Origin of the sequence: Streptacidiphilus sp. MAP5-3 (genome assembly GCF_041262505.1) — a bacterium.
In the GTDB taxonomy this organism is placed as follows: domain Bacteria; phylum Actinomycetota; class Actinomycetes; order Streptomycetales; family Streptomycetaceae; genus Streptacidiphilus.
Map to the genome: position 1 here is coordinate 77,299 of NZ_JBGCCL010000012.1, position 26,918 is coordinate 104,216.

Genomic DNA, 26,918 nt, shown 5'->3' on the forward strand with positions numbered 1-26,918 from the left:
GGCACGTTCGCTGCACGGCGCAGACTAGAACGTGTTCCACAAACTCGGAAGAGTCGCGGCAGCCGACTCGCCGGTAGGGTGCAGGCCAACAGACGGATCTCCGCCGCAGGAACAGCGCAGCAGCGAGGAGCACCACCGTGGACGCGGACGTCATCGTCGTCGGGGCCGGGCTGGCCGGGCTGACAGCCACCTGCGAGCTGGTCGCCGCCGGGCGCCGGGTGCTGCTGGTCGACCAGGAGAACCAGGCCAACCTGGGCGGTCAGGCGTTCTGGTCCTTCGGCGGACTCTTCCTGGTCGACTCCCCCGAGCAGCGCCGGATGGGCGTCCGCGACTCCCTCGAACTGGCCTGGCAGGACTGGCAGGGCACGGCCGGTTTCGACCGCGAGGACGAGGACTCCTGGGCCCGCCGCTGGGCCCGCGCCTACGTCGAGTTCGCCGCCGGGGAGAAGCGCGCCTGGCTGCGCGAGCGTGGCGTGAAGATGTTCCCGGTCGTCGGCTGGGCGGAACGCGGCGGCTACGACGCGCTCGGCCACGGCAACTCCGTGCCGCGTTTCCACATCACCTGGGGCACCGGGCCCGGAGTCGTCGAGCCCTTCGTCCGACGTGTCCAGGACGCCGCCGCGAGCGGGCTGGTGACCTTCGCCTTCCGGCATCAGGTCGACGAGCTGCTGACCGGCGCGAGCGGCGTCGAGGGGGTGCGCGGCACGGTCCTCGCGCCCAGCGCGACGGCGCGCGGCGAGGCGTCCAACCGCGACGCGGTCGGCGAGTTCGAGTACCGGGCCGAGTCAGTGATCGTCACCTCCGGCGGCATCGGCGCCAACCACGATCTGGTCCGCGCCAACTGGCCCGAACGGCTGGGCACTCCGCCCGCGCACATGCTGACGGGCGTGCCCGCGTACGTCGACGGACGGATGCTCGCGATCAGCCAGGCGGCGGGCGCACGGCTGGTCAACCGCGACCGGATGTGGCACTACGTCGAGGGCATCACCAACTACGCCCCGATCTGGCCGGGCCACGGCATCCGGATCCTGCCCGGCCCCTCCTCGCTCTGGCTGGACGCGACGGGCAGCCGGCTTCCGGTGCCGCTCTTCCCCGGCTTCGACACCCTCGGCACGCTGGCGCACCTGCGCACGACCGGGCACAACCACTCGTGGTTCGTGCTGACCCAGAAGATCATCGAGAAGGAGTTCGCGCTCTCGGGGTCCGAGCAGAACCCCGACCTGACCAGCAAGGACCTGCGCCAGGTGCTGGCCGCCCGGCTCGGCGGCGGCGCGCCCGCGCCGGTCGAGGCGTTCAAGCGGCAGGGCGCCGACTTCGTCGTGGCGGACAACCTCGCCGACCTGGTCCAGGGCATGAACCGGCTGACCGACGAGCCGCTGCTCTCCTTCGAGGCGATCCAGCGTCAGGTCGTGGCCCGGGACCGGGAGATCGACAACGCCTTCACCAAGGACCTGCAGATCGCGGCGCTCCGCTCGGCCCGCGCCTATCGTGGCGACCGGCTGATCCGGGTCGCCCGGCCGCACCGGCTGCTCGACCCCAAGGCCGGACCGCTGATCGCGGTCAAGCTGCACGTGCTGACGCGCAAGACGCTCGGCGGCCTGCAGACCGATCTGGAGAGCCGGGTGTTGGGCGTGGACGGCGCGCCGATCCCCGGCCTCTACGCGGCGGGTGAGGTCGCGGGCTTCGGCGGCGGCGGGATGCACGGGTACCGCGCGCTGGAAGGCACCTTCCTGGGCGGCTGCCTCTTCTCCGGACGGGCGGCGGGCCGCGCGGCAGCGGAGGCGGTCCGGTCATGACGGACGACGCGACGCAGCCGGGACGATCCGAGGGCACCCGGTCCGACAACACGAGGTTCGAAGAGACGGAGAAGGAGACCATGACGGACGGGACGACGGGCACGGGCCCCACGGCGCGCGGCGCGACCGGCGGCGTGGTCGACGGCCCGCTGCGCGTCGCGGTCATGGGCGCGGGCAGCATCGGCTGTCACCTGGGCGGGAGCCTCAGCACCGTGGACGGCGTCGAGGTGACCCTAATCGGCCGCCCGGCGGCCATGGCGCTCCTCGCCGAACGCGGGCTCACCCTGACCAGCTCCCGCCGCCCGCCGCGCCGGGTCGCCGCCGACGCGTTCCGCACGGCGACCGACGCGAGCGCCGCCGCCGGGGCGGACGTGGTGCTGATGACCGTCAAGTCCGACGGAACCCGCGAGGCCGCACGGCAGTTGGCACCGCACCTGGCTGCGCATCCAACCCGGGGCACGGTCGTGGTCAGCTTCCAGAACGGCCTGCGCAACGCCGACGTGCTGCGCGAGGAGCTGCCGGAGCAGACGGTACTGACCGGGATGGTCCCCTACAACATCCTCCAGACCGAACCCGGCAGCTTCCACCAGGGCACCGGCGGCGCGCTGATGTTGGACGACACACCGGCAGGCAGTCCGCTGGTCGGCGCCCTGACGCTGGCCGGGCTGCACGTCCAGCCGCGTGCCGACATGCGCGAGGTGCAGTACGCCAAGCTGCTGATGAATCTCAACAACGCAGTCAACGCGCTCTCCGGCATCCCGCTGCGCGCGGAGCTCAGCGAGCGCGCCTACCGCGCGTGTCTGGCCCTGGCCCAGACCGAGGCGCTGGCCGCCTTTCGTGCGGCCGGGATCCGTCCGGCCCAACTGGGCGCGGTGCGGCCATCGCTGACGCCGGTTCTGCTGCGGCTGCCGGACGCCCTGTTCACCCGGGCCGCCGCCAAGATGCTGGCCATCGACGAGAAGGCGCGCTCCTCGATGTGGGAGGACCTGCAGCGCGGCCGACCGACCGAGGTCGACTCCCTGCAGGGCGAGGTCGTCGCGCTGGCCCAGCAGCACGGGCTGACCGCACCGGCGAACGCGCGCCTGGCGGCCCTGGTCCACGAGGCCGAGGGTGCCCCTGCGGGGCAGGCCCGCGCCTGGTCCGGGCCTGAGTTGCTGGCAGAGTTGAGGGCTGCGACGACCAGCTGCACTACCTAGGCGCGCGGGGAACTGCGCGAGTACCACCCGGTGCGGATGACACTGCTCGTTCAGCGACCCACCGCACAGGGTGGTCACTCGCGCAGTTCCCCGCGCCCTAAAGAGTGCAACCATCTGCTGGAGCAACGTCGGCCCCCCGCACGGCGGGCAGCGCCGCTACGAGCGCAGTGCGCGGGAGGATCCGCGCGCCCATCACCAGCCCGAGCCCGCTGCCGCCGCCCCCTGCGGCGAGCACGGCGAAGGAAATGGCGAGTGACGCCATCTGGGTTCCGGTCTGCGAGGCCACCTGTGCGTACAGGTAATTCCGGAAATCGCGGCCGAGCGAGTCGCCGTCAGGGCCGGACGAACGCAGACGCCGGCCCTGACGGCCGCCGATGCCAAGTGCCATGACGTCGAGAATGCGACACCACGGCGGGCCCACTCAAGGCCTTTCCCTGTTTTTCCCGAGAAATCTCGCCTATTCTTTCCCGAAGCATGATCTGCCGCAGTAAATACCTGTATTTACTGCGGCAGCGAATACCCGTGACGAAAGAGACGGAAGAGGGGACGATGGCTGCCCAGCCGGTCGAGTTCGCCGTCGCCGTCGAGCGCTACCTCGCGAGCGCGCCGCTGACGGAGTCGTCCCGCCGCGTCTACCGGATCGCGTTGACGCGCTGGGCGTGGACGCTGGTGGGTGAGGCCCCACCCAGTGGCGCGGACCGGCGCGGCGCACGGCCTCCGGTCGTGCTGCTCTCCGCGCTGGACGATCCGGGGCAGGCGGCACGCGTCGAAGCCGCCCTCGCGGCACGGAACCCGCGGACGCGGCAGCGTGAACTGTCCACCCTGCGCAGCGCAGTGACGTGGTGGCGCGCCCAGGGCTGGCTCGACGCCGGGCCTTTGCCGGAACCGCACGGCGCGGCCGTCGCGCCTGCTGCCCCGAAAGCCGAGCCGAGACCGACACTGACGGATGGTCAACTCAACGCCGTGCTGGGCCTCCGTGCCACTCTGCGCGACCAGGCGCTCTGGCACCTGCTCCACGACAGCGGCGGCAGCGCCGAACACGTCCTGGCGCTCGACATCGGCGACCTGGACCGCCCCCACCGCCGCACGCACGTCCGCGCCCACGTCCGCGCCCACCGAGGTGGCCTGCCGCAGCTGCACTGGGGCGAGGCGACCGGTCGCCTGCTCTCCCTGCTGCTGATCAGCCGCACCTCCGGGCCGGTCTTCCTGACCCAACGGCGCGCCCCGGCCGCCACGCCGACGGAGGACCGCTGCCCGCTGACCGGCCGCGGACGCCTGTCCTACCGCCGCGCCGCCGAGCTCTTCGCCGAGGCCACCCGCCCGCTCGACCCCTCCGGACGCGGCTGGACACTGCACCAGCTGTAGCACCGGAGCCCCGCCACCTGTGTCATCCCGGCAGAACCCGCCCCCGCGTCCTACGCTGATCGCCGGAGGTGGAGCGTGAACGTGAGCGCCGGGCCGGATCAGCCGCCCGACAGGGCGAACGCCGATGTCCTGCCCCTGCACCCGGCCGCCCGGGACGACGCGGACGCGGACGCGCGGGCTCCCCTCCGGATGCTTCCGCCCGCCGAGTACGACCGGGTCGGGATCGTGCTGGTCTCGCACAGCCGCGCGCTGGCCCAGGCAACGCTGAACCTCGCGGTCGGACTGCTGACCGGCACCGCACCGGCACCGGTCGCGGCGGTCGGCCGCGACGCCGAGGCCGTGGTCGCGGCCACGCGGCAGGTCGACGAGGGCGTGGGCGTGGCGCTGCTCTGCGATCTGGAGGAGACGGCGCACGAGTTGGCCGCCCTGCTGGAGCGGGCGGAGGAGCTGGCACTGCCGTTCCCGATCCGGTTCTGCGACGCGCCGTTGGTCGAGGGTGCGGTTCCCGCCGTCGCGACAGCGGCGGCCGGTGGTGACCTGGCAGCGGTGGTCGAGGCGGCCGAGGACGCCTACCGGGTCCGCAAGACCAACGACCACCACCGACCCCCGATCTGACCTCAGGTCTCCTCGGACGCCCGCGCTGGCCAGCTGGCTGACGCGGCGTCACCGTCGAGTCCGGCCAGGAACGTCGCCTCACGGGCCGGGTCGAGGCCGACCGCCGAGCTCCCCGGGCGCTTCGGGGCCGACCCGCCGACCGACTGCAGCCAGGCCCAGGTGTCGGCGACCGTCTCGGCGACAGGGCGCAGCCGCAGCCCGGCGGCGAGCGCCTTACGGACGTCGGTGCCGTGCATGGTCGCGTGGTCCTCGCCGGGCTCGATCCAGATCGGCAGCTCGGTCCAGCCCTCGATACCTGCGGCCAGGATCGTCTCCGGGTCGGTCCAGCGCAGCCGCGCCTCCGAACCGGTGACGCGGCGACAGCTCTCCAGCAGCTCACCCATGGTGGTGAAGCCGGGCGGGGCGATCAGGTTGTACGCGCCGCCCAGACCCGCGGCCAACCCGTCGAGCAGGAAAGCCGCCAGGTCCCGCGCGTCGATGTACTGGAGCGGGAGGTCACGCGGACCAGGCGCGAGGACGGTGCCGCCGCGCGCGATCCGGTCCAGCCACCAGGTGAGTCGGCCGACGTTCTCGCGCGGGCCGAGGATCAGTCCGGCCCGGCCCAGCAGCGCCCGCTCGCCGAACGCGTCCAGGACGGCCAGCTCGCCGCCGCGCTTCGCCTCCGGGTAGGGCGCCACCGCCGCGTCCGGCGAGGCGTCGACGAGCGGCCAACTCTCGTCACTGCCCGCCGGATTCGGGTAGGTGTAGACGGAGCCGCTGGAGACGTAGGCGTAGCGGTCGGCTCGCTCCGCCAGCACCTGCACCGCGTCGCGGACCGCGACGGGCGCGGCCGACCAGGTGTCGACGACCGCGTCCCAGCGCTCGCCGTCCGCCAGCTCCTCCAGCGCGGCCAGACCACCCGGCGCGAGCCGGTCGCCGCGCAGCTCCCGGGCGCCGTCCGGCGGCCGGTGCGTCCCGCGGTGGAAGACCGTCACCTCCCAACCACGGGCCAGCGCGTCGTCGGTGACGGCACGGCCGACGAACTCGGTACCGCCGAGGATCAGAAGTCTCATGCCCCCGACCCTGCGTCGTGATCGTCCGCCGCGCCATGGGTGCTCGCTTTCAGCGAAAACCGGGTGCGCTCCTCGTCCTCGAGCGCCCAGGCCAGGTGCTGACGCTGGTGCGCTCCGACCTCGGCGGGCAGCTCGTCCACCGCGAACCAGCGGACAGCGAGCGACTCGTCGTCGTTGACCCGCGCCTCGCCGCTGAGCACCCGGCAGCGGAAGGTGAGGTTCAGGTACTGCACCTGGTCGCCGTTCGGATAGACCGCGGGCGGATCGACGCCGACGCCGGCCAGCCGCTCCGGCAGGACCCGCAGGCCGACCTCCTCCCACGCCTCCCGCACCGCGGCGTCCGCGGGCTCCTCCCCCGGTTCGACGATCCCCGCGACCAGCGCCCAACGTCGGTTGTCCGAGCGGTGGGTGAGCAGCACCCGGCCCTCCCCGTCGAGGATCACGGCGGTGACGCCGGTCATCCAGAGCGGACCATGGCCGATGTGCGCGCGTAGCTCGCGTACGAACTCAGGTACTGGCATGGCGCCAGCCTAGATCGTGGCGCCCGCTCGGCCCGGGATCTCACCGGCGGCCGAACGTTCGAACAACTCCGTGCAGCGAGGGCACATTCGGCCAATCGCGGGGCTACCGTGGAGCCGCCGGGCAGCACACAGTCGTGCGAGGGGGGACGCCGATGGCGCACACCGGCGTGCCCGGCAGCGGATCTGCGGCGTGGAGCGCCGACGGGGAGGTCGCGGGCGGAGCAAGGCGGGGCGCCCCGGGCCCTCGCGGCGGGACCGCGTGCGACGTGGCCGGGGTGCTGCTGCTGGCCGCCTGTGCGTGCTGGGCCGTCTACAGCTCCAGCGGGCGGGACGCGCAGCCGGAGGGGACCCTGCTGGGTCTGCTGGCGATCGCTGCCGGTTACGCGACCGGCCGGATCGCGGGCGCGGTGCTGCCGGTCGGGGCGCCACTCGTCGCTGCCGGCTCGGCCGCCGCGCTCGCCCCCTGGACGGGTGCGCACCTGCACAACGACGACGCCCTGGCCGCGCTGCTCGCCCTGGCCGTCGGCGCGGCCTGCTGCGCCGGCTACGCGGCCCAGGCGCACGGCCTGCGCTGGGCCGCGCGCGGCTGCGGCGCGTTGGCGGCGCTGCTGGTGGCCGAGTCGCTGACCACGGACTCGATGCTGGGACCGATCGCCTGCGGCGGCACGCTCGTGGTCGCGGTCGCGGTGCACCGCGTGCGCCGACGTGTCCCGGCTCTGGCGCTGCTCTCCCTCTGCGTCCTGCTGACGCTGGGCGCGACCGTGCTGCTGGCACAGCACAGCGGAGCCACCGTCACCGGCCCGTCGCCACTCGCCGACGGGCCGGTGACGCAGGTCTCGGCGCAGCGCCTCGCGCTGTGGCGGGACGCGGTAGAGGAGTTCGACCAGCAGCCGTTGCGCGGCGTTGGTCCCGGCCGGTTCACCGACGTCAGCCCGACGGCGCTGGAGTCGACGGAACCGACCGGCGCCTCCTCGTCCGCGCTGCAGACCGCGGCCGAACAGGGCCTGCCCGGACTACTGTTGCTGGGCGCGGCCTTCGGCTGGACGCTGTGGACGCTGGCGCGTTCCCCGCGACCCACGGCGGCGGTGCTCAGTGCCGCCGGGGCGATGGCCGCGCTGGGCGTGCAGGCCACCGTCGCCTCGGTGCTGAGCGTGGCCTGGGTGGTGGTCGGCGGCGGCCTGCTGCTGGGGATGACCGCCGCGCGTCCCATGCCTCGCGTCCAGCGGGAACACGGTCCCGGCTGACCGATACCGGCCGACGCCGACCGACCGTCACGAACCAGCACTGCTGTAGGTTCGGACCGGTTGGCACCCTACGAACCGTCAGGAAGCCCGAGGAAGTCGGCCATCGTGTCGACGGTGTGGGCGAAGAAGCCGTCCGCGGGCTCAACCGTCCCGACCAGATGGCCAAAGAGCTCGAAGCCGATCATGCCGAAGAGCTGGGTCCAGGCCACCAGCGCCCGGCTGACCACGACCGGGGTGAGCTCCGGCGCGACCTCCGCCCCCAGTGCCGCGACCTGCTCGGCGAAGACGCCCTCCAGCGGGCGGGCGGCGGCCGCCGGTTCGATGCGGTCCGCGGCTCCGCGCAGCACCGAGATTATGGCCAGCGAGACCCGCGACGCCGGGGCCACCGTGTCGGCCGGGGCCGCATAGCCGGGGACCGGGGTGCCGTAGAGCAGCGCGTACTCGTGCGGGTGCGCCACGGCCCAGGCGCGGACGCTGTGGCAGAGCGCGCGCCAGCGGGCCCGGTCGTCGTTCGCCGGAGCCGTCGCGACCGCGTGCTCGGCGCGTTCGCCGAGCGCGTTGTAGGCGTCCACGATCAGCGCGGTGAGCAGTTCGTCGCGGCTCGGGAAGTACCGGTACAGCGCGGACGAGGCCATGCCCAGCTCACGGGCGACGGCGCGCAGGGACAGGCGCTGCGCACCCTCCTCCGCGAGCTGACGTCGGGCCTCCTGCTTGATCTCGCGGGTCAGCTCCTCGCGGGCTCTCTCTCGAGCGGTACGGATCACTGTCGGCATGTCGAACAGGATGCCACAGACAAGAGCAGCGAACCTAGATGCATGCAACAGACTGTTTCGAGAGCACTGCTCTTGACAGAGCGCACCGATCGCGCAATAGTCGAGACATAACGCGAGAGCAGTGCTCTCGCAAAGGACATCAGCTGTGCCAGGGCCGAAGGAGCAGGCAAGATGAGCCAGAGCGCATCCACCCGACTGATCACCCCGCAGGGCCCGGTCATGGTCACCATCGACCGGATCACCCGCCAGCTCATGATCTGGCTGACCCAGGCGGGCATCAGCGTCCTCGACTCCCGCATCCTGGCCGTCCGCGGCCGGAAGAGCGGCGAGTGGCGCACCACCCCCGTCAACCTGCTCACCCTGGACGGCGAGCGCTACCTCGTCGCGCCGCGCGGCCACACCCAGTGGGTCCGCAACATGCGCGCCGTCGGCGGCGGCGAGCTGCGCCTGGGCAAGAAGGCCGAGGCCTTCACCGCGGCCGAGGTCCCGGACGAGGAGAAGCCGGCCATCCTCCGCGAGTACCTGCGGCGCTGGGCCTGGGAGGTCGGCTACTTCTTCGGCGACGTCAAGGCCGACTCCCCGCAGGAGGACATCGAGCGCATCGCCCCCGGATTCCCGGTCTTCCGGATCACCGCCGCGTGAGAGCGCCGAGACAGCACCCACGGAAGTCCCCGCAGCACTGAGCCCGCCGCCTGCCGACCGCAGGCCGCGGGCTCAGGTGCGCTGTTCCCCTGTTCAGCAACTCAGCAACTCAGCTATTCAGCAACTCAGCAACTCAGCCGAGGTTCTCGCCCACCCAGCGGGCCAGCTCCTGCGCGCAGCCGTCGACGGCTTCCTTCCAGCTCTGCGCCGCGCCCTCGCCCGCCTCGTCGCTGACGTGCTTCACCAGCCGCACCGGCAGCCCGGCCTGACGTACCGCCGAGGCGACGGCGTAACCCTCCATGTCGACCAGGTCCGCCCGCTCGGCCAGCCGCATGCGCGCGTCCTCGTCCGCGACGAAGAGGTCTCCGGTGGCGAGGACCGGCCCCCGGCCGCTGAGGCCGATGGGCAGCCCGAAGTTGACCCCGGTCAGGCCCGCAAGCACTTCGGAGTCGAGGTCGTGCTGGAGCACCGCGCTCACCTCGTGCGTCCCGGCCAGGCCCGGCTTCAGCGCCCCGGCCGTGCCCAGGTTGACCACAGACGTCGGACGCGGGCCGCGGGCCAGCACCGCAGCCACCGCCATGGCCGCGTTCACCTTGCCCATCCCGGTCAACAGCACCGGAAGGTCGGTGGAGAGGTGGGCCGCTTCCTCCGCGACAGCGATGACAAGAAGCGGACGGGTCGGGTCAAGATCTCCGATGAGGCGCATGGAGCCATGCTAACCAGCCGGGAAATGCCCTCGGACAAGGCCTTCTGCGGTTACTTTGGCGTCATGAGCACCCATGAGAACTGGACTGCTGTCGACGCCTACCTCACCTCGACGCTCGACCTGCTCGACCCCGCACTCGACAACGCGCTCAAGGCGAGCGCCGCCGCCGGACTCCCCCACATCGAGGTCTCCGCCCCGGCCGGACGGCTGCTGCGGCTACTGGCGGAGCTCCAGGGCGCCCGCCGCGTTCTGGAGATCGGCACGCTCGGCGGCTTCTCCACCATCAACCTGGCCCGCGGACTGGCCGAGGGCGGCCGGGTGGTCACCCTGGAGTACGACCCCCACCACGCCGAGGTGGCCGCCGCCAACATCGACGCGGCGGGCCTGGCGGACCGGGTCGAGATCCGGGTCGGCAAGGCGCTGGACACCCTGCCGCAGCTGGAGCTCGAAGGCCGCGAGCCGTTCGACCTGGCCTTCATCGACGCGGACAAGCAGAACAACCCGAACTACGTCCGCTGGGCCCTGCGGCTGTGCCGCCCCGGCGCGCTGATCGTGGTCGACAACGTGATCCGCAACGGCGGCGTGCTCGACCCGAACGGTGACGAGGCCATCCAGGGCACCCGGGCGACGCTGGAGCTGATCGAGAGCGAGCCGCGGCTCCTCGGCACGGCGATCCAGACCGTCGGCGCCAAGGGCTGGGACGGCTTCGCCCTCGCCCGCGTGGTCGACTGACGCCGTATCAGTCGCCGTAACAGTCGCCATCCTCAGCCCTTGCCGGTCACGCGGCGCACGACCGCTCAGACCGAGAAGGCCCCGTTCGGCGGGGGCGGGGACGGCACCGCCGTCGCGTCGGTGACCGGGCGCACCCGCGCCGCCAGCGCGGCGGCCTCCTCCCCCGCGACGACCCGCGCCGGGAAGGGGTCGCCGGCGGCGCGCCGGGTCAGCCCGGCCACCGGGAGCGGGCGGCGGGAGGCCACCAGCACCACGTTCCCGTAGCGCCGCCCGCGCAGCACGGACGGCTCGGCGATCAGGGCCAGCTCCGGCAGCACGGTGCCGACGGTCGCGATCTGGCCGCGCAGGAAGTCCAGTGGCGCGCCGTCCGCCAGGTTCGCCGCGTAGACGCCGTCGGCGCGCAGCACGCGGGCGACCATCGCGGCGAACTCGAGGGAGGTCAGCGCCGCCGGGATGGTGTGCCCGCCGAAGACGTCGGCGATCAGCAGGTCGGCGCTGTCGGGCGGACAGGCCGCCAGGAAGGCGCGGGCGTCGGCGGCGTGGACGGCGGGCTCCGGCCCCTCGCCCCACGGCAGCGCCTCGCGGACCAGCGCGATCAGCCCGGCGTCGAGCTCGGCGACCTGCTGCCGCGAGCCGGGACGCGTCGCGGCGAGGTAGCGGGGCAGGGTGAGCGCGCCGCCGCCCAGGTGCACGACGTCGAGGGGCGCGCCCTCGTCCGCGCAGAGGTCCGCCACGTGGGCCAGCCGCTGCACGTATTCGAACTCCAGATACTGCGGGTCCGTCAGGTCGACGTAGGACTGCGGCGTGCCGTCCATGGTGAGCAGCCAGCCGCCCTGCCGGTCCACGTCGGGCAGCAGCCGGGCCGTGCCCAGATCCACCTCCCGGACGACGGGATGGTCGTCGGGGCGGTTGTCCGGGCGATCGTCCGGCAAGGGCGGCTGAAATGTCATGCGCACATTCTCTTCCCCGTTCGTCCAGGACCGAAATCCGGGGCTCCGGACCGGAAATTCCAGGCTTCTCCCCGTGATCTCCACCTGATGTCCACGGATCACGGAACCCGCAGGTCGCACCGTAAAGTCACACCAATCCCAACAGGCGCAGAGGTCGCGGAAAACTCATCGACAAAAATCGCGTACCGCGTACAACCTTCCTCCGAAGGCGGGTGTCTTCCATGTGTCTGAAGCCGCCACTGAAGGGAAGCCCGTGCGACAGCCGACCCACGTCACCACGGTGCCACTTCTGCGGGCCCGCACCGCCCGCCGACTCGCGGTGCTGACGTTCCGCGAGGTGTTCGACCGCGGCGTCTTCGAGGCGCAGCTCGACCGGGTGCTCCGGTCGGCCACGCCCGTCTCCGTGAGCCAGGTCGAGCAGGCCATGACCGGCGGGCCCAGCCTGCCCCCGCACAGCGTCCTGCTCACCTTCGAGCACGGCCACCGCAGCGTGGCCACCGAGGCCCTGCGGCTGCTCGCCGCCCGGCGCGTGCCGGCGCTGGCGTTCGTCGTCGCCGGGCTGGTCGACACCGACCGGCCCTACTGGTGGGACGAGGCCGAGTACCTGGTCGCCCAGGGCGGTTGGGCACGCTCCCTGTCCGGCCGCGCGGGCGGCCCGGTCGCCGAGAAACTGGCCGCCATGCCCGACCCGGACCGGCGCCGCAGCCTGGCCGAGCTCCGGGTGACGGCCCGCCACCGCGCCCCGTCCGCCCCCCAGCTCACCACCGACGACCTGCACCGGCTGCTGGACGCGGGCATCGCCGTCGGCAGCCACGGCCTCGACCACGCCCGGCTCGACCGGTGCGACGAGTACGCACTGCGCGAGGAGATCGTGGGCGCCCACGACCGCCTGACCGAGCTGACCGGCGCGGCCACGACCTCCTTCGCCTACCCCGAGGAGACCCACGACCTGCGCGCCGTGGCACTGCTCCGCGAGCTGGGCTACCGCAGCGCCTTCCGCAACGACGGCATGCTCGTCGACACCCGCGGCGGCCTGCCCGACCCGCTCTGCATCAGCCGCCTCCGCGTCGACTCCCGCACCGCCCGCACCCGCTTCGACGCCGCCCTGGCCGGCTGGGTCCCGAGCAGGCGCCTGCGCGGAGCCCTGCAGGAGGCTTGAAGCGATCGGCCCTCCCCGGACAACCGGGACGGCCGAGCCTGAGCCGCCGTCACCGGGCCTGCGCCAAGCGCAGGCCCGGGTGTCAGTGGCGGGTGCCAGACTCCCAGTCATGCTCCCCGTCAGCGTGTACACCGAGCGCACCGCGCGCCTGCTCCGCCCGACCGCCGAGGCTCTGACCGCCCTGGTGCGCGGTCTTGGCCATCCGGGCGACCGCTTCCTCGTGGCCGGACGCGTCCCCGACTTGCCGGACGTCTACTTCCAGGTCTGGCACGAGGAAGGCGCCGACTACACGGTCGAGTACCGCGACGGCGCTGCCGTGCGCCACTTCCGGACTCGAATGCCTGAGCCCGAGCAGGTGGTCGCAGCACTGCTTGGCTGGGCCCGGTGGCAGGCGGGCTGGGACACGGGGCTGACGTGGGAGCGGCTCACGGACTGGGACGACACGCCTCCGGTCCCCGAGCTGGAACTGTCCGACTCCGACCGCAGCGATCTGGAGTCGTGCCTGCGCGCGCTGCTGGTCTGCGGCTACGTCACGCGCGGGGCGCTGGCCGAAGCAGCCGAGGAGTACCTGGTCCGCGACGGCGTGCGCCCGGTGTCCCGCCTTCAGGCCGTGGCGCTGGCAGACCGGATGTGGCAGGAGCGCGTCGCCGAGCAGGCCTCCTGGGCGGGCGAGACCGACCCGGAGCGGATCACCCGGGCGTTCGACACGCTGGAGGAGCGCGGCATCACCGCCCGCGAGCACTTCACCTGCTGCCGCTCCTGCGGCCAGGCGGAGATAGGCGCGGAGGCCGAGCCGGAGTCCCGCGGCTTCGTCTACTTCCACAGCCAGGCCGCCGAAGGCGCAGCCTCCGGTGGCTCGCTGTATCTGCTCTACGGCAGCTTCGACGGCTCCGAGGAGACCACGCGCGCCATCGGAGCCGAGGCCGTCACCGCACTGGAGCAGGTCGGGCTCTCCCCCAAGTGGGAGGCCGATCCTTCCCAGGCCGTCCGGCTCCCCTCCCTGGACTGGCGCAAACGCCTCATCGGCTGACGGTGCGGATGTTCATGAGCGAGCGTCTTCCGGCGGGATCTGACCCGTCAGCTGACTGAGCTCGGGTCCTCAACGCAATCTGTGGCCCTGTCCGGGATCGAACGCACCACACCCGACGCCCGGTCCCGACCTTCCGTCAACTGCTGCGCCACCGCCGGGAGACGGCGAGCGCGATCGACGCGTACCCCGCGTTCGCCGCTACAACAGTCCCGCAGTCGGCTGGGCGCTGATCGCGCGGCCCTCGGCGTAGGCGAGCGCCTCCGGGGCCAGCTCCTCGATGCGGCCGCTGCGGACCACGGTCAGCGTGCCGGCGCCGGTCTCGCGCAGCGGGCGGGCCCGGCGCAGCGCCTGCTCGGCGACGGCGCGGGCGGAGCCGAAGAAGGCGAGGTCCGGGCAGGTGCCGGCGAGCGCCGCGGCGATCTCGTCCCGCAGCATCTCGTAGTGGGTGCAGCCGAGCACCAGCGCCCGCGTCCCCGGCGGGGTCTGCTCGGCGGCTGCCGCGACGATCGCAGCGGTGGCCTCGGCGTCGGCGTACTCAACCGCGTCGGCGAGCCCCGGGCACGGGATCTCGGTCACGTCCACGTCGGCGGCGAACTCGCGGATCAGGCCGCGCTGGTAGGCGCTGCCCGTGGTCGCGGGGGTCGCCCAGATCGCGACCGGTCCGCCGGTCGCGGCGGCGGGCTTGATCGCGGGGACGGTCCCGATCACCGGGATGTCCGGCTCCAGCTCGGCGCGGATCGCCTTCAGCGCATGCACGGACGCGGTGTTGCAGGCCACGACCAACGCGTCGGCCTTCTGCTCCGCCGCGGCGCGGGCGACGGCCAGTGCGTGCGCGGTGATGTCCTCGGGCGTGCGCGGGCCCCACGGCATGCCGTCCGGGTCCTGCGACAGCACCAGGTCCACGTCGGGCCGCAGCGTCCGCAACGCGGCGGCGGCGGCCAGCAGGCCGATCCCGGAGTCCATCAGTGCGATCTTCACGGCTTTCGCTGCACCTCCGTAGCTCACCTCTGACCAGCGGAAAGCCATCGGAAAGCGCTTTGCCGGACACCAACGAGCGCAAGTCTATGCGGCGGACCCCGAGCGGCAGGCGCTACCCCGGAGGAACCTACCCTCTGCCCACACGTGAGCGACTTCGCGGGTCATGCGCGCAGCATGCCCCGTGTACGCGGTGGCTGCCAGCCCTTCGGGGCAGCTCGCCCTGGACCCGGCCCGACCCGCCTCAGAACCCGGGTACCTGGAAGTCGTTGAAGAACCAGAGCGCGCTCGTGTACCAGATGACGACGACCGCGACCACGAGGAGGCCGCCTGCGAGCGGCAGCAGCCAGCCGACCGGCTGCCGGTAGCGAACGAATACCACCTTGGCCGCGAACGCGCCGTAGAAGAAGCACGCCGCCACGGAGTGGACGGCTGCCCGTACGGGGGTGAGTTCGACGCCGTAGGTCTGGATGCAGTGGATGGTGATAGGAATCGTGCCGAGGAGGACGAGGGCACCGATCAGCCGGTGTGCCCGTGGAACAGCTTTCGGCACCGTCCTGACGCGCGGGAGCCGCCGGTACATCCACAGCGCCAGTAGCAGCTGGACCATCGCCAGCCCGAGGATGGCCGTGGCCAGTCGGGCCTTGAGCTGCACCGCGTCGGTCAGATGCTGCCCGAAGAGCCCTGTCGCATAGTCGGGTGTGATGTTGCGGCCGACCAGGAACAACGCCAGCGCCACAGCGATGGCCAGGGCCGTGGCCGATCCCACCACCACGCCCGTCCTGTGGCGGCGCTGCGCATCCGCATCCACGGCCCATCCTCCGTCCAAAGAGCCGGTGCGAGGGGCGGACCGCTCGACCGACAGCACCTTGCGGGTGTCTGCCCGGGTCAGCGGTCCGCGTCGGGTGCCGCGCGGGTCGCGGCGTGACGGCGCTGTCGGCTAGTGGAGCTTGTCCAACTGGTTGGTGGCGTCGTCGACGAAGTAGACGGCGTCCTGGTTCAGGCTCACGGCCAGGCCGAAGAGCGCGCCCGCGCCGGGCGGGGCGCCGCTGGCGTCCAGTTGGCGCCAGGCGATCTGGTCACCGTGCGGCGTGGTCTCGACGATGTTGCCATCGCCCGCGTTCACGGTCAGCACGTCCCCGCGGGGCGAGATGGCCAGTCCCAGGGGGCCGTTGAGGTGACCGCCCGTGCTGATGACCCGTCCGATACCGGCGCTTCGGTCACGGTGGAGGGCATCGGGGATGGCGGTGATCCGGTTGGCTGCGGTGTCCGCGACGTAGAGCGTGCCGTGTCGGCCCAGTCCGACACCCGTGGGCCCCACGACGAGTGCCGCGGGATCGGTCCGCTCCGGAAAGCCGGAGCCGATGACGCGGGTGTCGACCCAGGCCGGCGGATCGTCGCCGCACCGGCTCAGGGTGATCCGCAGGACGGTGCCGCGGTGGACCGTCTTGCCACCGGCGGCCACGGTGCCGTTCAGGACGTTGCTGACGAACAGGTCCGTGGTGTCCCCGAAGCTGGCCGCGGTCATGTCCCAGGGGCCGTTGATGCCGTGGCCGGCCAGCGTCTCGCGGACATCTCCGCGGCTGTCCAGGACCAGCAGGCAGCCGGCTTTCGCCGTGGCGGCGGTGCCGTCGGTGGTGGGCAGGCTGCCGACGACGACCCAGCCGCCCGGGAGAACCGCCAGCGCGGTGGTGAGCCCGATTCCGCCGGGGCAGCTCCCGGGCAGATGGTTGGCGTCGATGCGGGCGAACTGTCGGACCCGGCCGCCTGGGGCGACCTCGACGATCGTGGTGCCGGTGCCCTGGAGATTCTTGCTGTTGTTGAAGTTGCTCACCAGCACGTCGCCACGGTGCAGGCGGCCGGCGGACGACTCGACTACGGCGGTGCCGTAGGGGTTCACGTCCCCGTTGCCCGGCACGGTGGACGCCACCGTGGAGATGCGGTGGAGTCCTCCCAGGAACGATCCCGCGGCTCCAGCCGGGGACGCTCCGGCCACCGTCAGCGCTCCCATGGCCAGTCCGGCGGCCAGCACCGGGGCCACCAGCGACCTGCAGCGGATTGCGAGTCTCACGCCCACCTCCATCAGGGGACGGCCGACTTCGCCGCCTCGTCACACACGGTTGCGATCCATCACAGCACGCGCATGGCCGGGCGGGCACACGACACGCACACCGGTGCGACCTCGGCCTGGGCCACCCGAAAGGACGGTCGGCGGCCGGGCAGCGGTACCCGACGGCGAACGTATCGCTTCAACGGGCCCGGCTGGGCGCGCCGGTCGGGCGCTGGTACACCCGCACGCGTGAAGGTCCGGCGTGGGGCCGATCGCCCGGGGCAGCGGGGCGGGCCTCCGTGCGTAACGTGGTTCCGCGACTCGCCGTCGGCGGGCCGGTGGCCGGTGTCACCGCATCCCCAGGGCCCAGAGGTCTGTCATGAAACGTGTCATCAGGCTGGCAGTCGGTATGGCCGCCATCGCGGTGTGTTCTTCCGGATGCAGCAGCTCCGGTACCACCGCTTCCTCAACCCCGCCCGCCAGCACCAGTGCCGTGACGACCACCGCCGGCTCGGCCATGCCCAGTAGCAGTGGCGCCACCCCGACCGGCACCGCCGCCACGGTGAAGACGGCGAGTTCGCCGCTCGGCCAGATCCTGGTCGACGGCTCAGGCCGGACGTTGTACCTGTTCAAAGCGGACACCGGGACGACCTCGACCTGCAACGGCTCCTGTGCCCTGGCCTGGCCGCCGCAGACCACGACGGGGAAACCCAGCAGCAGCGGAGTGACCGCATCCCTCATCGGAACGACCACCCGATCCGACCACTCCACCCAGGTGACCTACCACGGCCACCCGCTGTACTACTTCTCCGAGGACACCAAGCCCGGCGAAACCCACGGCCAGGGCGTCAACGCCTTCGGCGCCTCGTGGTACGTGGTCAGTCCCAGCGGTAATCCGGTCACCAGCGCTGCGTCGGCCTCCACGTCCGCGTCCGCGTCCGCGTCAGCATCTGCCGGCTCCACAAGCGGCGGTGGCGGGTACTGAGACCCGCTCCTCACGTCCGCCCGCTCGATGACGAGCAACGGCAGACCATCGCCCGGCGGGGTCATCCGGCCTGGACAATCGTCAGAACTGGCACCTCACCGGAGAGTTGGCGAAGATGACGAACGCCGAGTTCATTCAGACCAGGCGGAGCCTGCACGGCCTGGCCGAGCTGCTGATGGCCGGGCCCCAGTTCCGCCGCAGCGGCACGATCCGGCTTCGGGTGATCCCCGGCGGATTCGCCACCACGCAGGAACCGGACATCAAGGTGCAGGACCTGCGCCTGCTCGCGGGCGGACACACGCTCTCCCTGGCAGGCAGCTACGCAGAGCTGGCCCACAACGCCGGGATCACGCCCGGAGCCCCGGTGGACCTCTACCCCCAAGGGTGCGACGTCGCGATCGAGGACACCATCGAGGTCGATCCGCAGTCCGCTCGGCACATCACCGACGGCCTCGCACTCGGTCTTCAGGCGCTGCGCCGCTTCGCCCCGCACGAGACCCCCGTGCTGTGGCCCGAACACTTCGACCTCGGCGTCACCTGGGACGAGGTCAACTTCGGCGTCTCCCCGGGCGACGCATTCGCGGACGAGCCCTACGCGTACGTCGGGCCGTGGACCCCACCGCAGTCGGACGCGTTCTGGAACGCGCCCTTCGGCGCCGCACGTCCCCTGAGCGAACTCTCGGACGCCTCCGCACTCGAAGCCTTCTACGCGGAAGGCCGACGCCTGGCCCGCCAGGCCCGTTCGGCGGGATGACACACCCCGGTCGCTACGCCGGAGCGGTCTTCGCAGCGTCCGCCCCCGTCCGATGCGTGCGCCGGAGGCGCCCGGCGGCGCTACTGCGGCATACTCGCGCGGGTGACCGCGCTGAGCTTGATCGCATGGGTGTCCCTGCTGGCCTGGGCATGGCTGGCCTTCGGCCAGGGCCGGTTCTGGTGGACCGACCTTCGGCTGCCGCCACGCGACCCCGGCGCGCCCCGGCCGAGCGTGGCCGTCGTGGTGCCCGCCCGGGACGAGGCGGAGGTGCTGCCACTGAGCCTGCCGTCCCTGCTGGCCCAGCAGTACCCGGGCGAGGCCCGGGTGATCCTGGTCGACGACGGCAGCACCGACGGCACCGGCGACCTGGCCCGCAAGCTCGGCGAGGCCTCCGAGGCCACCGTGGCGGGCGAGACCTCCGAGCCGGGCGAGCCGGGCGAGAGCGCAGGCGCCCTCCCGCTCACCGTCACCTCCCCCGGTGAGCCGCCCGCAGGATGGACCGGCAAGCTCTGGGCACTGCGGCACGGCGTCGAACTGGCCGGGGACGTCGAGTACCTGCTGCTGACCGACGCGGACATCGCCCACGCGCCCGACTCCCTGGACAGCCTGGTCGCCGCCGCCGAGACCGGCCGCGACGGGAGCCGGGACGGGTCGGGCAACAGCGGCGGCTACGACCTGGTCTCGCAGATGGCCCGGCTGAGCGTGGCGACCCGCTGGGAGCAACTGATCGTCCCGGCCTTCGTCTACTTCTTCGCCCAGCTCTACCCCTTCCGCTGGAGCAACCGGCCGGGCGCACGGACCGCTGCGGCAGCGGGCGGCTGCACGCTGGTGCGCCGCGAGGCGCTGGCCCGGGTCGGCGGCGTCGCCGCGATCCGGGGTGCGGTGATCGACGACGTCAACCTGGCCCGCCTGGTCAAGCGCGGCCGCGGCCGGACCTGGATCGGGCTGGCCGACCGGGTGGACAGCGTCCGCCCGTACCCGGAGCTCGGCCAGCTCTGGCGGATGGTCTCCCGCAGCGCCTACGCGCAGCTGCGGCACAACGTCCTGCTACTGATCGGCACCGTACTGGGGCTGGCCCTGGTCTACCTGGTACCGCCGGTGATGCTGGTGGTCGGGCTGGTCACGCTCTCGCCGACGGTGATCGTGCCGTCCCTGGCCGCCTGGGCGCTGATGGCGGTGACCTTCCGCCCGATGCTCGCCTACTACGGCCGCCCGGCAGCCGAGACGCTGCTGCTGCCGTTCACCGCGGCGCTGTACCTGCTCATGACGGTCGACTCCGCGATCCAGCACTGGCGCGGACGCGGCGCGGCCTGGAAGGGCCGTACCTACCCGGCTCCGGACCAGCACGGTGAAGAAAGCGAACTGCCCGCCCGCTGAGAGATCCAGCGGACGGGCAGTGCCCAACAGTTGTTCGTACGGCCTCGCTCAGACGGCCTCGCTCAGACGGCCTCGCTCAGAGCGCGACGCCCATCAGCGCGTCGACCGCACGGGAGACCAGGCCCGGCGCGCCGGTGTCCTCGCCGCCCTCGGCCTCCTGACGTGCGGCCCAGGCGTCGACCGCCGCAAGCGCGCGCGGGGTGTCCAGGTCCTCGGCCAGCGCGGCCCGCACCTCGGCCAGCAGCGCCGTGGCGTCGGGCCCGTCCGGACGCGAGACTGCGGCCCGCCAGCGGGCCAGCCGCTCCTGTGCGCCGTGCAGGTCGGCGTCGGTCCACTCCCAGTCGCTGCGGTAGTGGTGCGCGAGCAGCGCCAGCCGGATCGCCGCCGGGTCGACGCCGTCGCGCCGCAGCGCGGAGACGAAGACCAGGTTGCCCTTGGACTTGGACATCTTCTCGCCGTTGAGGCCGACCATGCCCGCGTGCACGTAGTGCTTGGCGTACGGGTGGGCGTCGGCGTGCACCTGGGCGTGCGAGGCGCCCATCTCGTGGTGCGGGAAGACCAGGTCGCTGCCGCCGCCCTGGAGGTCGAAGCCCATGCCCAGGTGTTCGAGCGCGATCGCCACGCACTCGATGTGCCAGCCGGGTCGGCCGTGGCCGAGCTCGGTGTCCCAGGCGGGCTCGCCCGGACGGGCGGCGAGCCAGAGCAGCGGGTCGAGCCGGTGCTTCTTGCCGGCCCGGTCCGGGTCGCCGCCGCGCTCGCCGAAGTAGCGCAGCATCTCGTCGGCGTCGTAGCCGGAGACCTCGCCGAAGCGCGGGTCGGAGGCCACGGAGAAGTAGATGTCGCCGTCCAGCTCGTAGGCGGCGCCCTTGGCCAGCAGGTCCTTGATGATCGGGACGATCAGCGGGATCGACTCGACCGCGCCGATGTAGTGGGCCGGCGGCAGCATCCGCAGCGCCGTCATGTCCTCGCGGAACAGCGCGGTCTCACGCTCCGCCAGCTGGACCCAGTCCTCACCGGTGGCGACCGCACGCTCGAGCAGCGGGTCGTCGACGTCGGTGACGTTCTGCACGTACACGACCTGGTGACCGGCGTCCAACCAGATGCGCTGCACCAGGTCGAACGCGTTGTAGGTGGCGGCGTGGCCGAGATGGGTGGCGTCGTAGGGCGTGATCCCGCAGACGTAGAGCCGGGCGGTCGGCCCGGGACTGGTCGTCTGCAAACCGCCGGTCGCGGTGTCGTGGATGCGCAGGGGGTGTCCCTTGCCGGGAAGCAGGGGCACCTCGGAGGCGGGCCAGGCATGCATAGCCCTGACTCTAACCGGCTGATCATTCGATCCGCTAACGACCTTCCTCGATCACGTCTCGATCAGGCCTTGATCAGGCCTCCGTCGGCCGCGCATGCTTGCGGCACCCGGCCCTGGGGTAGAGCGCCAGTCGTCGGCTGATCAGGGAGGCGGGGCGGCTTGTGACGGACATCCCGACGGGCATACCGGCGTACGTGCTGGCGGACGTACTGGTGGTCCAACAGGAGGACGCGGCCGGTCCCGGCATCGTCGGGGCCGCACTGGAGGCGCAGGGCCTGCGCCTCGACGTCCGGCATCCGTGGCGCGGCGAGCCGCTGCCCGGGAGCCTGGACGGCTTCGCCGGGCTGCTGGTGCTCGGCGGCGCGTCCAACTGCGACGACGACACCGCCGCACCCTGGCTGCCGGACGTCCGTTCGCTGATCCGCCAGGCGGTCGACGCGGAGCTGCCGCTGTTCGGGATATGTCTGGGCGCGCAGATCATGGCGTCCGCGCTGGGCGGCCGGGTACGGCCGCGCGCCGAGGCCTCCGGCCGTGCCGGGCGGCCCCCGGAGGTCGGCGTGGTGCCGTTGCACCGTCTGTCGGCCGTGGCCGAGGACCCGATGCTGGGCGGGGTGCCCGAGGGCGCCCCTGCCGCGCAGTGGCACTGGGACGACATCGTCACGCTGCCGCCGGGCGCGACCCCGCTGCTCACGGGGGACGCGTGCGAGTACCAGGCGTTCCGGGTCGGCCGGGCGGCCTGGGGTGTGCAGTTCCACCCCGAGGTGCTGGGCGCGGACGTCGTCGCCTGGGCCGCCTCCGACGGAACGGCGGTGCGGGAGGCGGGCGTCGACCCGGACGCCGCCGTCGCGCAAGTCCACGCGGCCGAGCGGGAGTTGCGGACACTGTGGACGGCGACCACCCGCGCCTGGGGCGCCCGGGTGCGGGCCGCCAGCACGTGACACGGTGTCAGTTGCCGTGTCAGATCGGCGGCCAGGGAACGCTCGGCCACTCCTGCGACGGGAGCGGGTGCCGCCCCTCCTTGAGCAGCCCGTCCACCCGTGACCGCGTCGCCGCGATCTCCCGCTCCGTCAGCAGCGGTGCGAGCGCCGCGCCGAGCGCTCGGTCCAGCTCCTCCCGGAGGCCGCCGAGGACCTGCGTCGCCTCGTCCGTCAGCGGCTCGCCCGCCCAACCCCACAGCAGCGTGCGCAGCTTGCCCGGGACCGCGAAGGTCACACCGTGGTCGATGCCGTAGAGCCGCCCGTCCGCCGCGGAGAGGAAGTGACCGCCCTTGCGGTCCGCATTGTTGAGCACCGCGTCCAGCACCGCGAGCCGCCGCAGCCGCTCGTCGTCGGCGTGGACGAAGAGCGCGGTCCGGCCCGGCTCGACCTCGGCCTGGCCGATGGCGTGCCAGCCCGGCGCCGGTGTCTCCCCCGGCTGGAGGGCGATCAGGTCGGGCGCGTCGCCGTCCTCCTCGACCCATATCTGGCACATGCCCTGGCCGAACGGCCCGTCACGCAGCACGGTCGGCGGGATCAGACCCCAGCCGGTCGCGGCCGAGACCAGGTACGCCGCGGTCTCGCGTCCGGCGAGCGTGCCGTCGGGGAAGTCCCACAGCGGGCGTTCACCGCGCACCGGCTTGTGGACGCAGACGGCCGTGCCCAACTCCGGGTGGGTGACGGTGCAGTAGAAGACCGCGTTGGACGCCGAGGTGACCCGCCCGTGGACGGTCAGCTCACCGTCGCGCAGCAGCGGCAACGCGCGCTCCGGGTCCGCCGCGAGCGCCGCGCTGGCGACCGCGTCCGCCTCGGGGACGGCGGCGCTCAGCGCCGGTAACCGTTCTGGCGCGGGCACACGTGGCCCTCCGGGTCCAGCGGCAGGCTGCAGAACGGGCACGGCGGGCGACCCGCCGAGACCAGGTCCAGCGCGCGCTTGGCGAAGACCCGGGCCATCGCGCCGTTGAGCCGGACCCGCAGCAGCGACGGACCGTTCTCCTCGTCCTCGAAGAGCGCCGCCTCGTCCGCCTCCTCACCCTCGCCCTCGACCACCGCCTGCGCCTCGACGACCAGCAGCTGCACCGCGTCGTCCCAGGCCAGGGCCATGGTGCCGACGCGGAACTCCTCGTCGACCGGCTGGTCCAGCGGGGCGCTGTCCATCAGCTCCGGCGGAGCCAGGGCCGGCACCGTGGTGCTCCCCCCGGCGCGGCGGACCACCTCGTCGAGCAGCTCGTCCACCCGCTCGGCGAGCGCGGCCACCTGGCCCTTCTCCAGCAGCACGGTGGTGATCCGGCCACGCGCGCTGGCCTGCAGGTAGAAGGCGCGGTGGCCCGGCTCACCGACCGTGCCGGCCACGAAGCGCTCGGGAGGGTCGTAGAAGAACACCTGGCGGGGCACGATGCTTGCTCCACTGGATCGGGGGTTTCGAGCTGGGCTCGTTCCTCGGACTGCGACGGGACTGTTGACGGGACTGTGGGGGATGCGCTCGGGGACTTGTACGACTGCCTGTTCGATGGACACGACGCTAGCTCTCGTGGTGTCCACCCTACCTACCGGACCTTGTCGTCAGCGGGTTCCGGTGGATCCGCCGATCACGGCGTCGTCGCCCTCCGGGCGCGGCCGGGGCGCGAACCCGGCCAGCTCACCGGTGTCGCCGAGCCGCAGCAGATAGGGGCGGACCGGGGTGTAGCGGATGGCGGTCACCGAGGCGGGCTCGACCGAGATCCGCTGGAACAGGTCCAGATGCAGGCCGAGCGCGTCGGCGACGATCGCCTTGATGATGTCGCCATGGCTGCAGACCAGCCAGAGCGCGTCCGCGCCGTGCTCGCGCTCGATCTCCGCGTCCCACTCGCGGACGCTGTCCACCGCGCGGCGACTCATCTCCCGCAGCGACTCCCCGTCCGGGCCGGGGAACGTCACCGCGGACGGCTGGGCCTGGACGGTCGCCCAGAGCGGTTCCTTCGACAGCTCGGCCAGGGTGCGGCCGGTCCAGTCCCCGTAGCGGCACTCGCCGAGACGCTCGTCCATCCGCAGCGCCAGCTCGGGACGGGTGGCCAGCAGCGGTGCGACGGTCTGCCGGCAGCGGTCCAGCGGGCTGCTCACGACGGCGCTGACCGGCAGTCCGGAGAGCCGCTCGGCAAGGCCCTTGGCCTGCTGTTCCCCCTGCTCGTCCAGCGACACACCCGGACTCCACCCGGCCAGGACCCCGGAGGAGTTGGCGGTCGAACGGCCGTGGCGGACGAGCAGCAGAGTCGGCATGCTGCCCAGGGTAGATCACCCATCCGAACAGGCCACCGTGCGGCCGCTGCGAACCGACGGGAAAACGCACGCGCGCTGTCAGTGGCCGCTGCTAGCTTGCTCGGACATGACGACCACACGGGAGATCCCCCGGGACGAGAAGACCATCCTGTTGCAGAGCATGGAGCGCCACCGCGACGCCGTGCTCTGGAAGCTCGACGGCCTGGACGACAAGCAGCTGCGCCTCCCCATGGTGCCGTCCGGCACCAGCCTGCTGGGCCTGGTCAAGCACCTGGCCGCGGTCGAGTACGGCTGGTTCTGCGAGCCCTTCGGGATCGAGACGGAGCCGCTGCCGTTCGACGACAACGACCCCGAGGCCGACCTCCGCGTCCGCGACGAGGAGACGACCGCGGACGTCCTCGCCTTCTACGCCCGTTCCCGCGCGGCGGCCAACGCGGCGGCCGGGTCGACCGACCTGGACGCGGAGGGAACGGCCTGGTTCGGGGAGACGGTCACGATGCGCTGGGTGCTGGTCCACATGATCGAGGAGACCGCCCGTCACGCGGGCCACATCGACATCCTCCGCGAGCTGATCGACGGCAAGATCGGCGACCACGACCGCGACGACGACTGACGGGAGCGATCCGTGCAGCTCCACTTCACCGGCAACGTCTTCGAGTGGCGTGGCCCCGCGCCGTTCTACTTCGTCGCCGTCCCCGACGAACAGTCCGCCGACGTCCGCGAGGTGGCGGCCCAGGCCAGCTACGGCTGGGGCGTGATCCCGGTCGACGCCCGGATCGGCGGGACCGCCTTCTCCACCTCGCTCTTCCCGAAGGACGGCGGCTACCTGCTCCCGCTGAAGAACGCGGTGCGACGGCCGGAACGCCTCGCCGAGGGGGACGAGGTGACGGTGCAGATGACCGTCCGCCTCCAGGCCTGACATCCCAGCGGGTCTCTCCCACGTCAACTCCCGCGGCGGGGGCGTGAGTTCTTCCTGACGCGCCTCTTCCCCACGGTGACCGACCGGATCATCTCCCGCACTCTTGCCGCCCGGGCGCGCTCTGGTGCTTTCGAGGGTGCCGAGTTGGCCTCAGGCGTCGTCCACCTCCGCACGCCCTCGAAGCCGTGATTCGCTACCCACAGTGACAAGTTGCCGACTCCTGGTGACGTGCATAGCGTGAGCTTCGACCGGTCCGGAACGACGGATTTCGCTCCAGGGCCGTCTTCGAGGGGTGCCCCGCGCCGCCTTCCGGCAGCAGGCCCCCATTCCTCGGCCCGAACTGGGCCGCCTCACCAGGAGATTCGTAGATGCTTCTGCAGTCGACGATTCGCAAGATCGCCTCCGTCACGGCCATCGGCGCGCTCGCCACGCTGGCCGCGGCGGGGACCGCCTCTGCCGCTGCGCCGCAGATGGCTCCGGCCTCGCAGGCCAAGCCCGCCATGGCGATGCACCACCATCACCACCTCTACAAGGGCAGGGTCATCGCCCGCACCGGTCTGCTCATCCGGAGCGGCCCGTCGCAGAGCGCCCGGGTGATCGGCTCGCTCGGCTACGGCCAGACCGTCTGGATCGTGTGCAAGGTCAACGGCCAGTGGATCGACGGCAACCCGCGCTGGTACAAGCTGGCCGACGGTCGGTGGGCGTGGTCCTCCGCGCGCTACATCGTCAACGTCGGCCCTGCGCCGCGCTGGTGCCACTGATCCACAGCACCGCATCACGGCGCAACACCAACGCCGGTCCGCGCCCGGGTCCCCGGGCACGGGCCGGCGTTCGGCGTCGGCCCTGAGACGGCGACAGCTCAGGCGCCGTCGCCGTCACCATCTTCCGGATCGACGAATCGGGTGGCGGCGAAGAGTCGTGCACAGCGTCGCGCCATCGCGTCGGGCGACTCGTCGGGGTGGTTGATCCACCACCGGACCAGGGCAGTGCACAGGCCGCGCCACGCGTACATGAGGGCGTCGGCGTCGAGCGGGTCGCCGGATCCGGCAGCCTGCAGCAGGTCGGCCGAACCGATCGCGGCAAGGCCGTCGATGGCGTCGCGGTAGTGGGCCGCACGTTCGGCGGCCTCGCTTCCGGGCGGCAGCGAGGGATCGTAGAGCACGAACCACGCCCGGCGCTCCCCGTCGAGCGCAGCGAAGAGGGCGCTCAGCACACGCAGGGGCGTGCGCAGGGCTGTGGGCGACGCGTCGGCGCCCGGTTCGGCCATCGCGGCACGGACGGCACCCAACAGCCTGTCGCCCACCGGGTTGAGGCAGGCGAGGTAGAGGTCCTGCTTGCTCCCGAAGTACTGGTGCAGCAGCGGCTTGGTGACCCCGACGCGGGTGGCGATGGCGGCGACGGTGGTTGCCTCGTAACCGTGTCGGCCGAACTCCTCGGTGGCCGCGGCGAGGACCTGTTGTTCGCGCGCGGCCCGCGGCACGCCCTTGGTGCCGGCCCGTGAGGGGAGCGTTGTCATGGGTTCGATCTTACCCTAGGGTAACTTT

The 26,918-nt window shown here is 72.5% G+C and carries 31 protein-coding genes; 16 read left to right on the forward strand and 15 right to left on the reverse strand.

The genetic code is table 11. The features are described 5' to 3' along the window. Positions 1 to 137 precede the first annotated feature (137 nt). Positions 138 to 1,796 carry an FAD-binding dehydrogenase gene (locus ABH928_RS19505; RefSeq protein WP_370068099.1) on the forward strand — a complete coding sequence of 553 codons (1,659 nt, stop codon included), beginning with the start codon at positions 138 to 140 and terminating at the stop codon, positions 1,794 to 1,796. Beyond that, a complete protein-coding gene (locus ABH928_RS19510; protein ID WP_370068101.1) occupies positions 1,793 to 2,992 on the forward strand; it encodes a 2-dehydropantoate 2-reductase in 1,200 nt (399 codons plus the stop codon). The genes ABH928_RS19505 and ABH928_RS19510 overlap by 4 nt, the downstream gene beginning before the upstream one ends. 97 nt (positions 2,993 to 3,089) lie before the next feature. Here the strand turns inward: ABH928_RS19510 and ABH928_RS19515 are convergent, their stop codons facing one another. Then, a complete protein-coding gene (locus ABH928_RS19515; protein WP_370068103.1) occupies positions 3,090 to 3,380 on the reverse strand; it encodes a hypothetical protein in 291 nt (96 codons plus the stop codon). Between the two features lie 161 nt (positions 3,381 to 3,541). Here ABH928_RS19515 and ABH928_RS19520 point away from each other — a divergent pair, with 161 nt between their 5' ends. Then, positions 3,542 to 4,357 (forward strand): hypothetical protein, encoded by an 816-nt coding sequence (locus ABH928_RS19520; RefSeq protein WP_370068105.1) that lies wholly within the window; start codon positions 3,542 to 3,544, stop codon positions 4,355 to 4,357. Positions 4,358 to 4,438: 81 nt separating this feature from the next. Next, complete coding sequence (locus ABH928_RS19525) at positions 4,439 to 4,972, forward strand: PTS-dependent dihydroxyacetone kinase phosphotransferase subunit DhaM (RefSeq protein WP_370068107.1); 534 nt, start codon at positions 4,439 to 4,441, stop codon at positions 4,970 to 4,972. Positions 4,973 to 4,974: 2 nt separating this feature from the next. Here ABH928_RS19525 and ABH928_RS19530 read toward each other — a convergent pair whose 3' ends face one another. Beyond that, a complete protein-coding gene (locus ABH928_RS19530; protein ID WP_370068109.1) occupies positions 4,975 to 6,024 on the reverse strand; it encodes an NAD-dependent epimerase/dehydratase family protein in 1,050 nt (349 codons plus the stop codon). Continuing rightward, positions 6,021 to 6,545, reverse strand: a complete 525-nt coding sequence (locus ABH928_RS19535) for an NUDIX domain-containing protein (protein ID WP_370068111.1) — start codon at positions 6,543 to 6,545, stop codon at positions 6,021 to 6,023. The genes ABH928_RS19530 and ABH928_RS19535 overlap by 4 nt, the downstream gene beginning before the upstream one ends. Before the next feature lie 152 nt (positions 6,546 to 6,697). Between ABH928_RS19535 and ABH928_RS19540 the strand changes: the two genes are divergently transcribed. After that, a complete protein-coding gene (locus tag ABH928_RS19540) occupies positions 6,698 to 7,789 on the forward strand; it encodes an O-antigen ligase family protein (protein ID WP_370068113.1) in 1,092 nt (363 codons plus the stop codon). 68 nt (positions 7,790 to 7,857) lie between these two features. Here ABH928_RS19540 and ABH928_RS19545 read toward each other — a convergent pair whose 3' ends face one another. Next, entirely contained in the window at positions 7,858 to 8,562 is a 705-nt protein-coding gene (locus ABH928_RS19545; RefSeq protein ID WP_370068115.1) for a TetR/AcrR family transcriptional regulator, read from the reverse strand. Between the two features lie 219 nt (positions 8,563 to 8,781). On the opposite strand from ABH928_RS19545, the gene ABH928_RS19550 reads away from it, so the two are divergent. Next, complete coding sequence (locus ABH928_RS19550; protein ID WP_370068333.1) at positions 8,782 to 9,204, forward strand: nitroreductase family deazaflavin-dependent oxidoreductase; 423 nt, start codon at positions 8,782 to 8,784, stop codon at positions 9,202 to 9,204. Positions 9,205 to 9,337: 133 nt separating this feature from the next. Here ABH928_RS19550 and ABH928_RS19555 read toward each other — a convergent pair whose 3' ends face one another. Beyond that, on the reverse strand, positions 9,338 to 9,910 hold the full coding sequence (locus ABH928_RS19555) for a nucleosidase (RefSeq protein ID WP_370068117.1): 573 nt from the start codon (positions 9,908 to 9,910) through the stop codon (positions 9,338 to 9,340). A 63-nt stretch (positions 9,911 to 9,973) separates the two neighbouring features. Here ABH928_RS19555 and ABH928_RS19560 point away from each other — a divergent pair, with 63 nt between their 5' ends. Further along, on the forward strand, positions 9,974 to 10,642 hold the full coding sequence (locus ABH928_RS19560) for an O-methyltransferase (RefSeq protein WP_370068119.1): 669 nt from the start codon (positions 9,974 to 9,976) through the stop codon (positions 10,640 to 10,642). Between the two features lie 65 nt (positions 10,643 to 10,707). On the opposite strand, the gene ABH928_RS19565 is transcribed toward ABH928_RS19560, so the two are convergent. Beyond that, positions 10,708 to 11,592, reverse strand: a complete 885-nt coding sequence (locus ABH928_RS19565; protein ID WP_370068121.1) for a spermidine synthase — start codon at positions 11,590 to 11,592, stop codon at positions 10,708 to 10,710. 253 nt (positions 11,593 to 11,845) lie between these two features. Here ABH928_RS19565 and ABH928_RS19570 point away from each other — a divergent pair, with 253 nt between their 5' ends. Continuing rightward, positions 11,846 to 12,751 carry a polysaccharide deacetylase family protein gene (locus ABH928_RS19570; RefSeq protein ID WP_370068123.1) on the forward strand — a complete coding sequence of 302 codons (906 nt, stop codon included), beginning with the start codon at positions 11,846 to 11,848 and terminating at the stop codon, positions 12,749 to 12,751. A 109-nt stretch (positions 12,752 to 12,860) separates the two neighbouring features. Further along, entirely contained in the window at positions 12,861 to 13,781 is a 921-nt protein-coding gene (locus ABH928_RS19575; protein WP_370068125.1) for a hypothetical protein, read from the forward strand. A gap of 198 nt (positions 13,782 to 13,979) precedes the next feature. Here ABH928_RS19575 and ABH928_RS19580 read toward each other — a convergent pair whose 3' ends face one another. The 4 genes from ABH928_RS19580 to ABH928_RS19595 all read right to left on the reverse strand — a co-directional run bounded on the left by ABH928_RS19580 (position 13,980) and on the right by ABH928_RS19595 (position 17,325). Further along, a complete protein-coding gene (locus tag ABH928_RS19580) occupies positions 13,980 to 14,759 on the reverse strand; it encodes a glutamate racemase (protein ID WP_370068127.1) in 780 nt (259 codons plus the stop codon). Positions 14,760 to 15,000: 241 nt separating this feature from the next. Further along, a complete protein-coding gene (locus ABH928_RS19585; protein WP_370068129.1) occupies positions 15,001 to 15,567 on the reverse strand; it encodes a DUF6529 family protein in 567 nt (188 codons plus the stop codon). Between the two features lie 129 nt (positions 15,568 to 15,696). Next, complete coding sequence (locus tag ABH928_RS19590) at positions 15,697 to 16,827, reverse strand: hypothetical protein (protein ID WP_370068131.1); 1,131 nt, start codon at positions 16,825 to 16,827, stop codon at positions 15,697 to 15,699. Between the two features lie 327 nt (positions 16,828 to 17,154). Further along, positions 17,155 to 17,325 (reverse strand): hypothetical protein, encoded by a 171-nt coding sequence (locus tag ABH928_RS19595; RefSeq protein ID WP_370068133.1) that lies wholly within the window; start codon positions 17,323 to 17,325, stop codon positions 17,155 to 17,157. Here ABH928_RS19595 and ABH928_RS19600 point away from each other — a divergent pair. From ABH928_RS19600 to ABH928_RS19610, 3 genes are all read left to right on the forward strand, one after another. Then, positions 17,324 to 17,791, forward strand: a complete 468-nt coding sequence (locus tag ABH928_RS19600) for a hypothetical protein (protein WP_370068135.1) — start codon at positions 17,324 to 17,326, stop codon at positions 17,789 to 17,791. The genes ABH928_RS19595 and ABH928_RS19600 overlap by 2 nt on opposite strands. Positions 17,792 to 17,906: 115 nt before the next feature. Further along, complete coding sequence (locus ABH928_RS19605; protein ID WP_370068137.1) at positions 17,907 to 18,545, forward strand: hypothetical protein; 639 nt, start codon at positions 17,907 to 17,909, stop codon at positions 18,543 to 18,545. Between the two features lie 102 nt (positions 18,546 to 18,647). After that, positions 18,648 to 19,922, forward strand: coding sequence for a glycosyltransferase (locus ABH928_RS19610; RefSeq protein WP_370068139.1), 1,275 nt, complete (start codon positions 18,648 to 18,650; stop codon positions 19,920 to 19,922). A gap of 76 nt (positions 19,923 to 19,998) precedes the next feature. Here the strand turns inward: ABH928_RS19610 and mshC are convergent, their stop codons facing one another. Further along, entirely contained in the window at positions 19,999 to 21,225 is a 1,227-nt protein-coding gene (gene mshC / locus ABH928_RS19615; protein WP_370068141.1) for a cysteine--1-D-myo-inosityl 2-amino-2-deoxy-alpha-D-glucopyranoside ligase, read from the reverse strand. A gap of 161 nt (positions 21,226 to 21,386) precedes the next feature. Between mshC and ABH928_RS19620 the strand changes: the two genes are divergently transcribed. Beyond that, the gene (locus ABH928_RS19620; protein ID WP_370068143.1) at positions 21,387 to 22,163 is read left to right on the forward strand and encodes a type 1 glutamine amidotransferase; all 777 of its coding nucleotides are present in this window, start codon (positions 21,387 to 21,389) and stop codon (positions 22,161 to 22,163) included. Positions 22,164 to 22,182: 19 nt separating this feature from the next. Here the strand turns inward: ABH928_RS19620 and ABH928_RS19625 are convergent, their stop codons facing one another. The 3 genes from ABH928_RS19625 to ABH928_RS19635 all read right to left on the reverse strand — a co-directional run bounded on the left by ABH928_RS19625 (position 22,183) and on the right by ABH928_RS19635 (position 24,455). Beyond that, positions 22,183 to 22,959, reverse strand: coding sequence for an SCO1664 family protein (locus ABH928_RS19625; protein ID WP_370068335.1), 777 nt, complete (start codon positions 22,957 to 22,959; stop codon positions 22,183 to 22,185). A 65-nt stretch (positions 22,960 to 23,024) separates the two neighbouring features. Beyond that, positions 23,025 to 23,594, reverse strand: coding sequence for a DUF3090 domain-containing protein (locus tag ABH928_RS19630; protein WP_370068145.1), 570 nt, complete (start codon positions 23,592 to 23,594; stop codon positions 23,025 to 23,027). 168 nt (positions 23,595 to 23,762) lie between these two features. Next, entirely contained in the window at positions 23,763 to 24,455 is a 693-nt protein-coding gene (locus ABH928_RS19635; protein WP_370068147.1) for a histidine phosphatase family protein, read from the reverse strand. A gap of 106 nt (positions 24,456 to 24,561) precedes the next feature. Between ABH928_RS19635 and ABH928_RS19640 the strand changes: the two genes are divergently transcribed. The 3 genes from ABH928_RS19640 (at position 24,562) to ABH928_RS19650 (ending at position 26,135) form a co-directional block, all read left to right on the forward strand. Next, entirely contained in the window at positions 24,562 to 25,068 is a 507-nt protein-coding gene (locus tag ABH928_RS19640; protein ID WP_370068149.1) for a DinB family protein, read from the forward strand. Between the two features lie 12 nt (positions 25,069 to 25,080). Then, a complete protein-coding gene (locus tag ABH928_RS19645; RefSeq protein ID WP_370068151.1) occupies positions 25,081 to 25,374 on the forward strand; it encodes a DUF1905 domain-containing protein in 294 nt (97 codons plus the stop codon). Positions 25,375 to 25,742: 368 nt separating this feature from the next. Beyond that, on the forward strand, positions 25,743 to 26,135 hold the full coding sequence (locus tag ABH928_RS19650; protein ID WP_370068153.1) for an SH3 domain-containing protein: 393 nt from the start codon (positions 25,743 to 25,745) through the stop codon (positions 26,133 to 26,135). A 98-nt stretch (positions 26,136 to 26,233) separates the two neighbouring features. Here the strand turns inward: ABH928_RS19650 and ABH928_RS19655 are convergent, their stop codons facing one another. Then, positions 26,234 to 26,890 (reverse strand): TetR/AcrR family transcriptional regulator, encoded by a 657-nt coding sequence (locus ABH928_RS19655; protein WP_370068155.1) that lies wholly within the window; start codon positions 26,888 to 26,890, stop codon positions 26,234 to 26,236. Between the last annotated feature and the right edge of the window lie 28 nt (positions 26,891 to 26,918).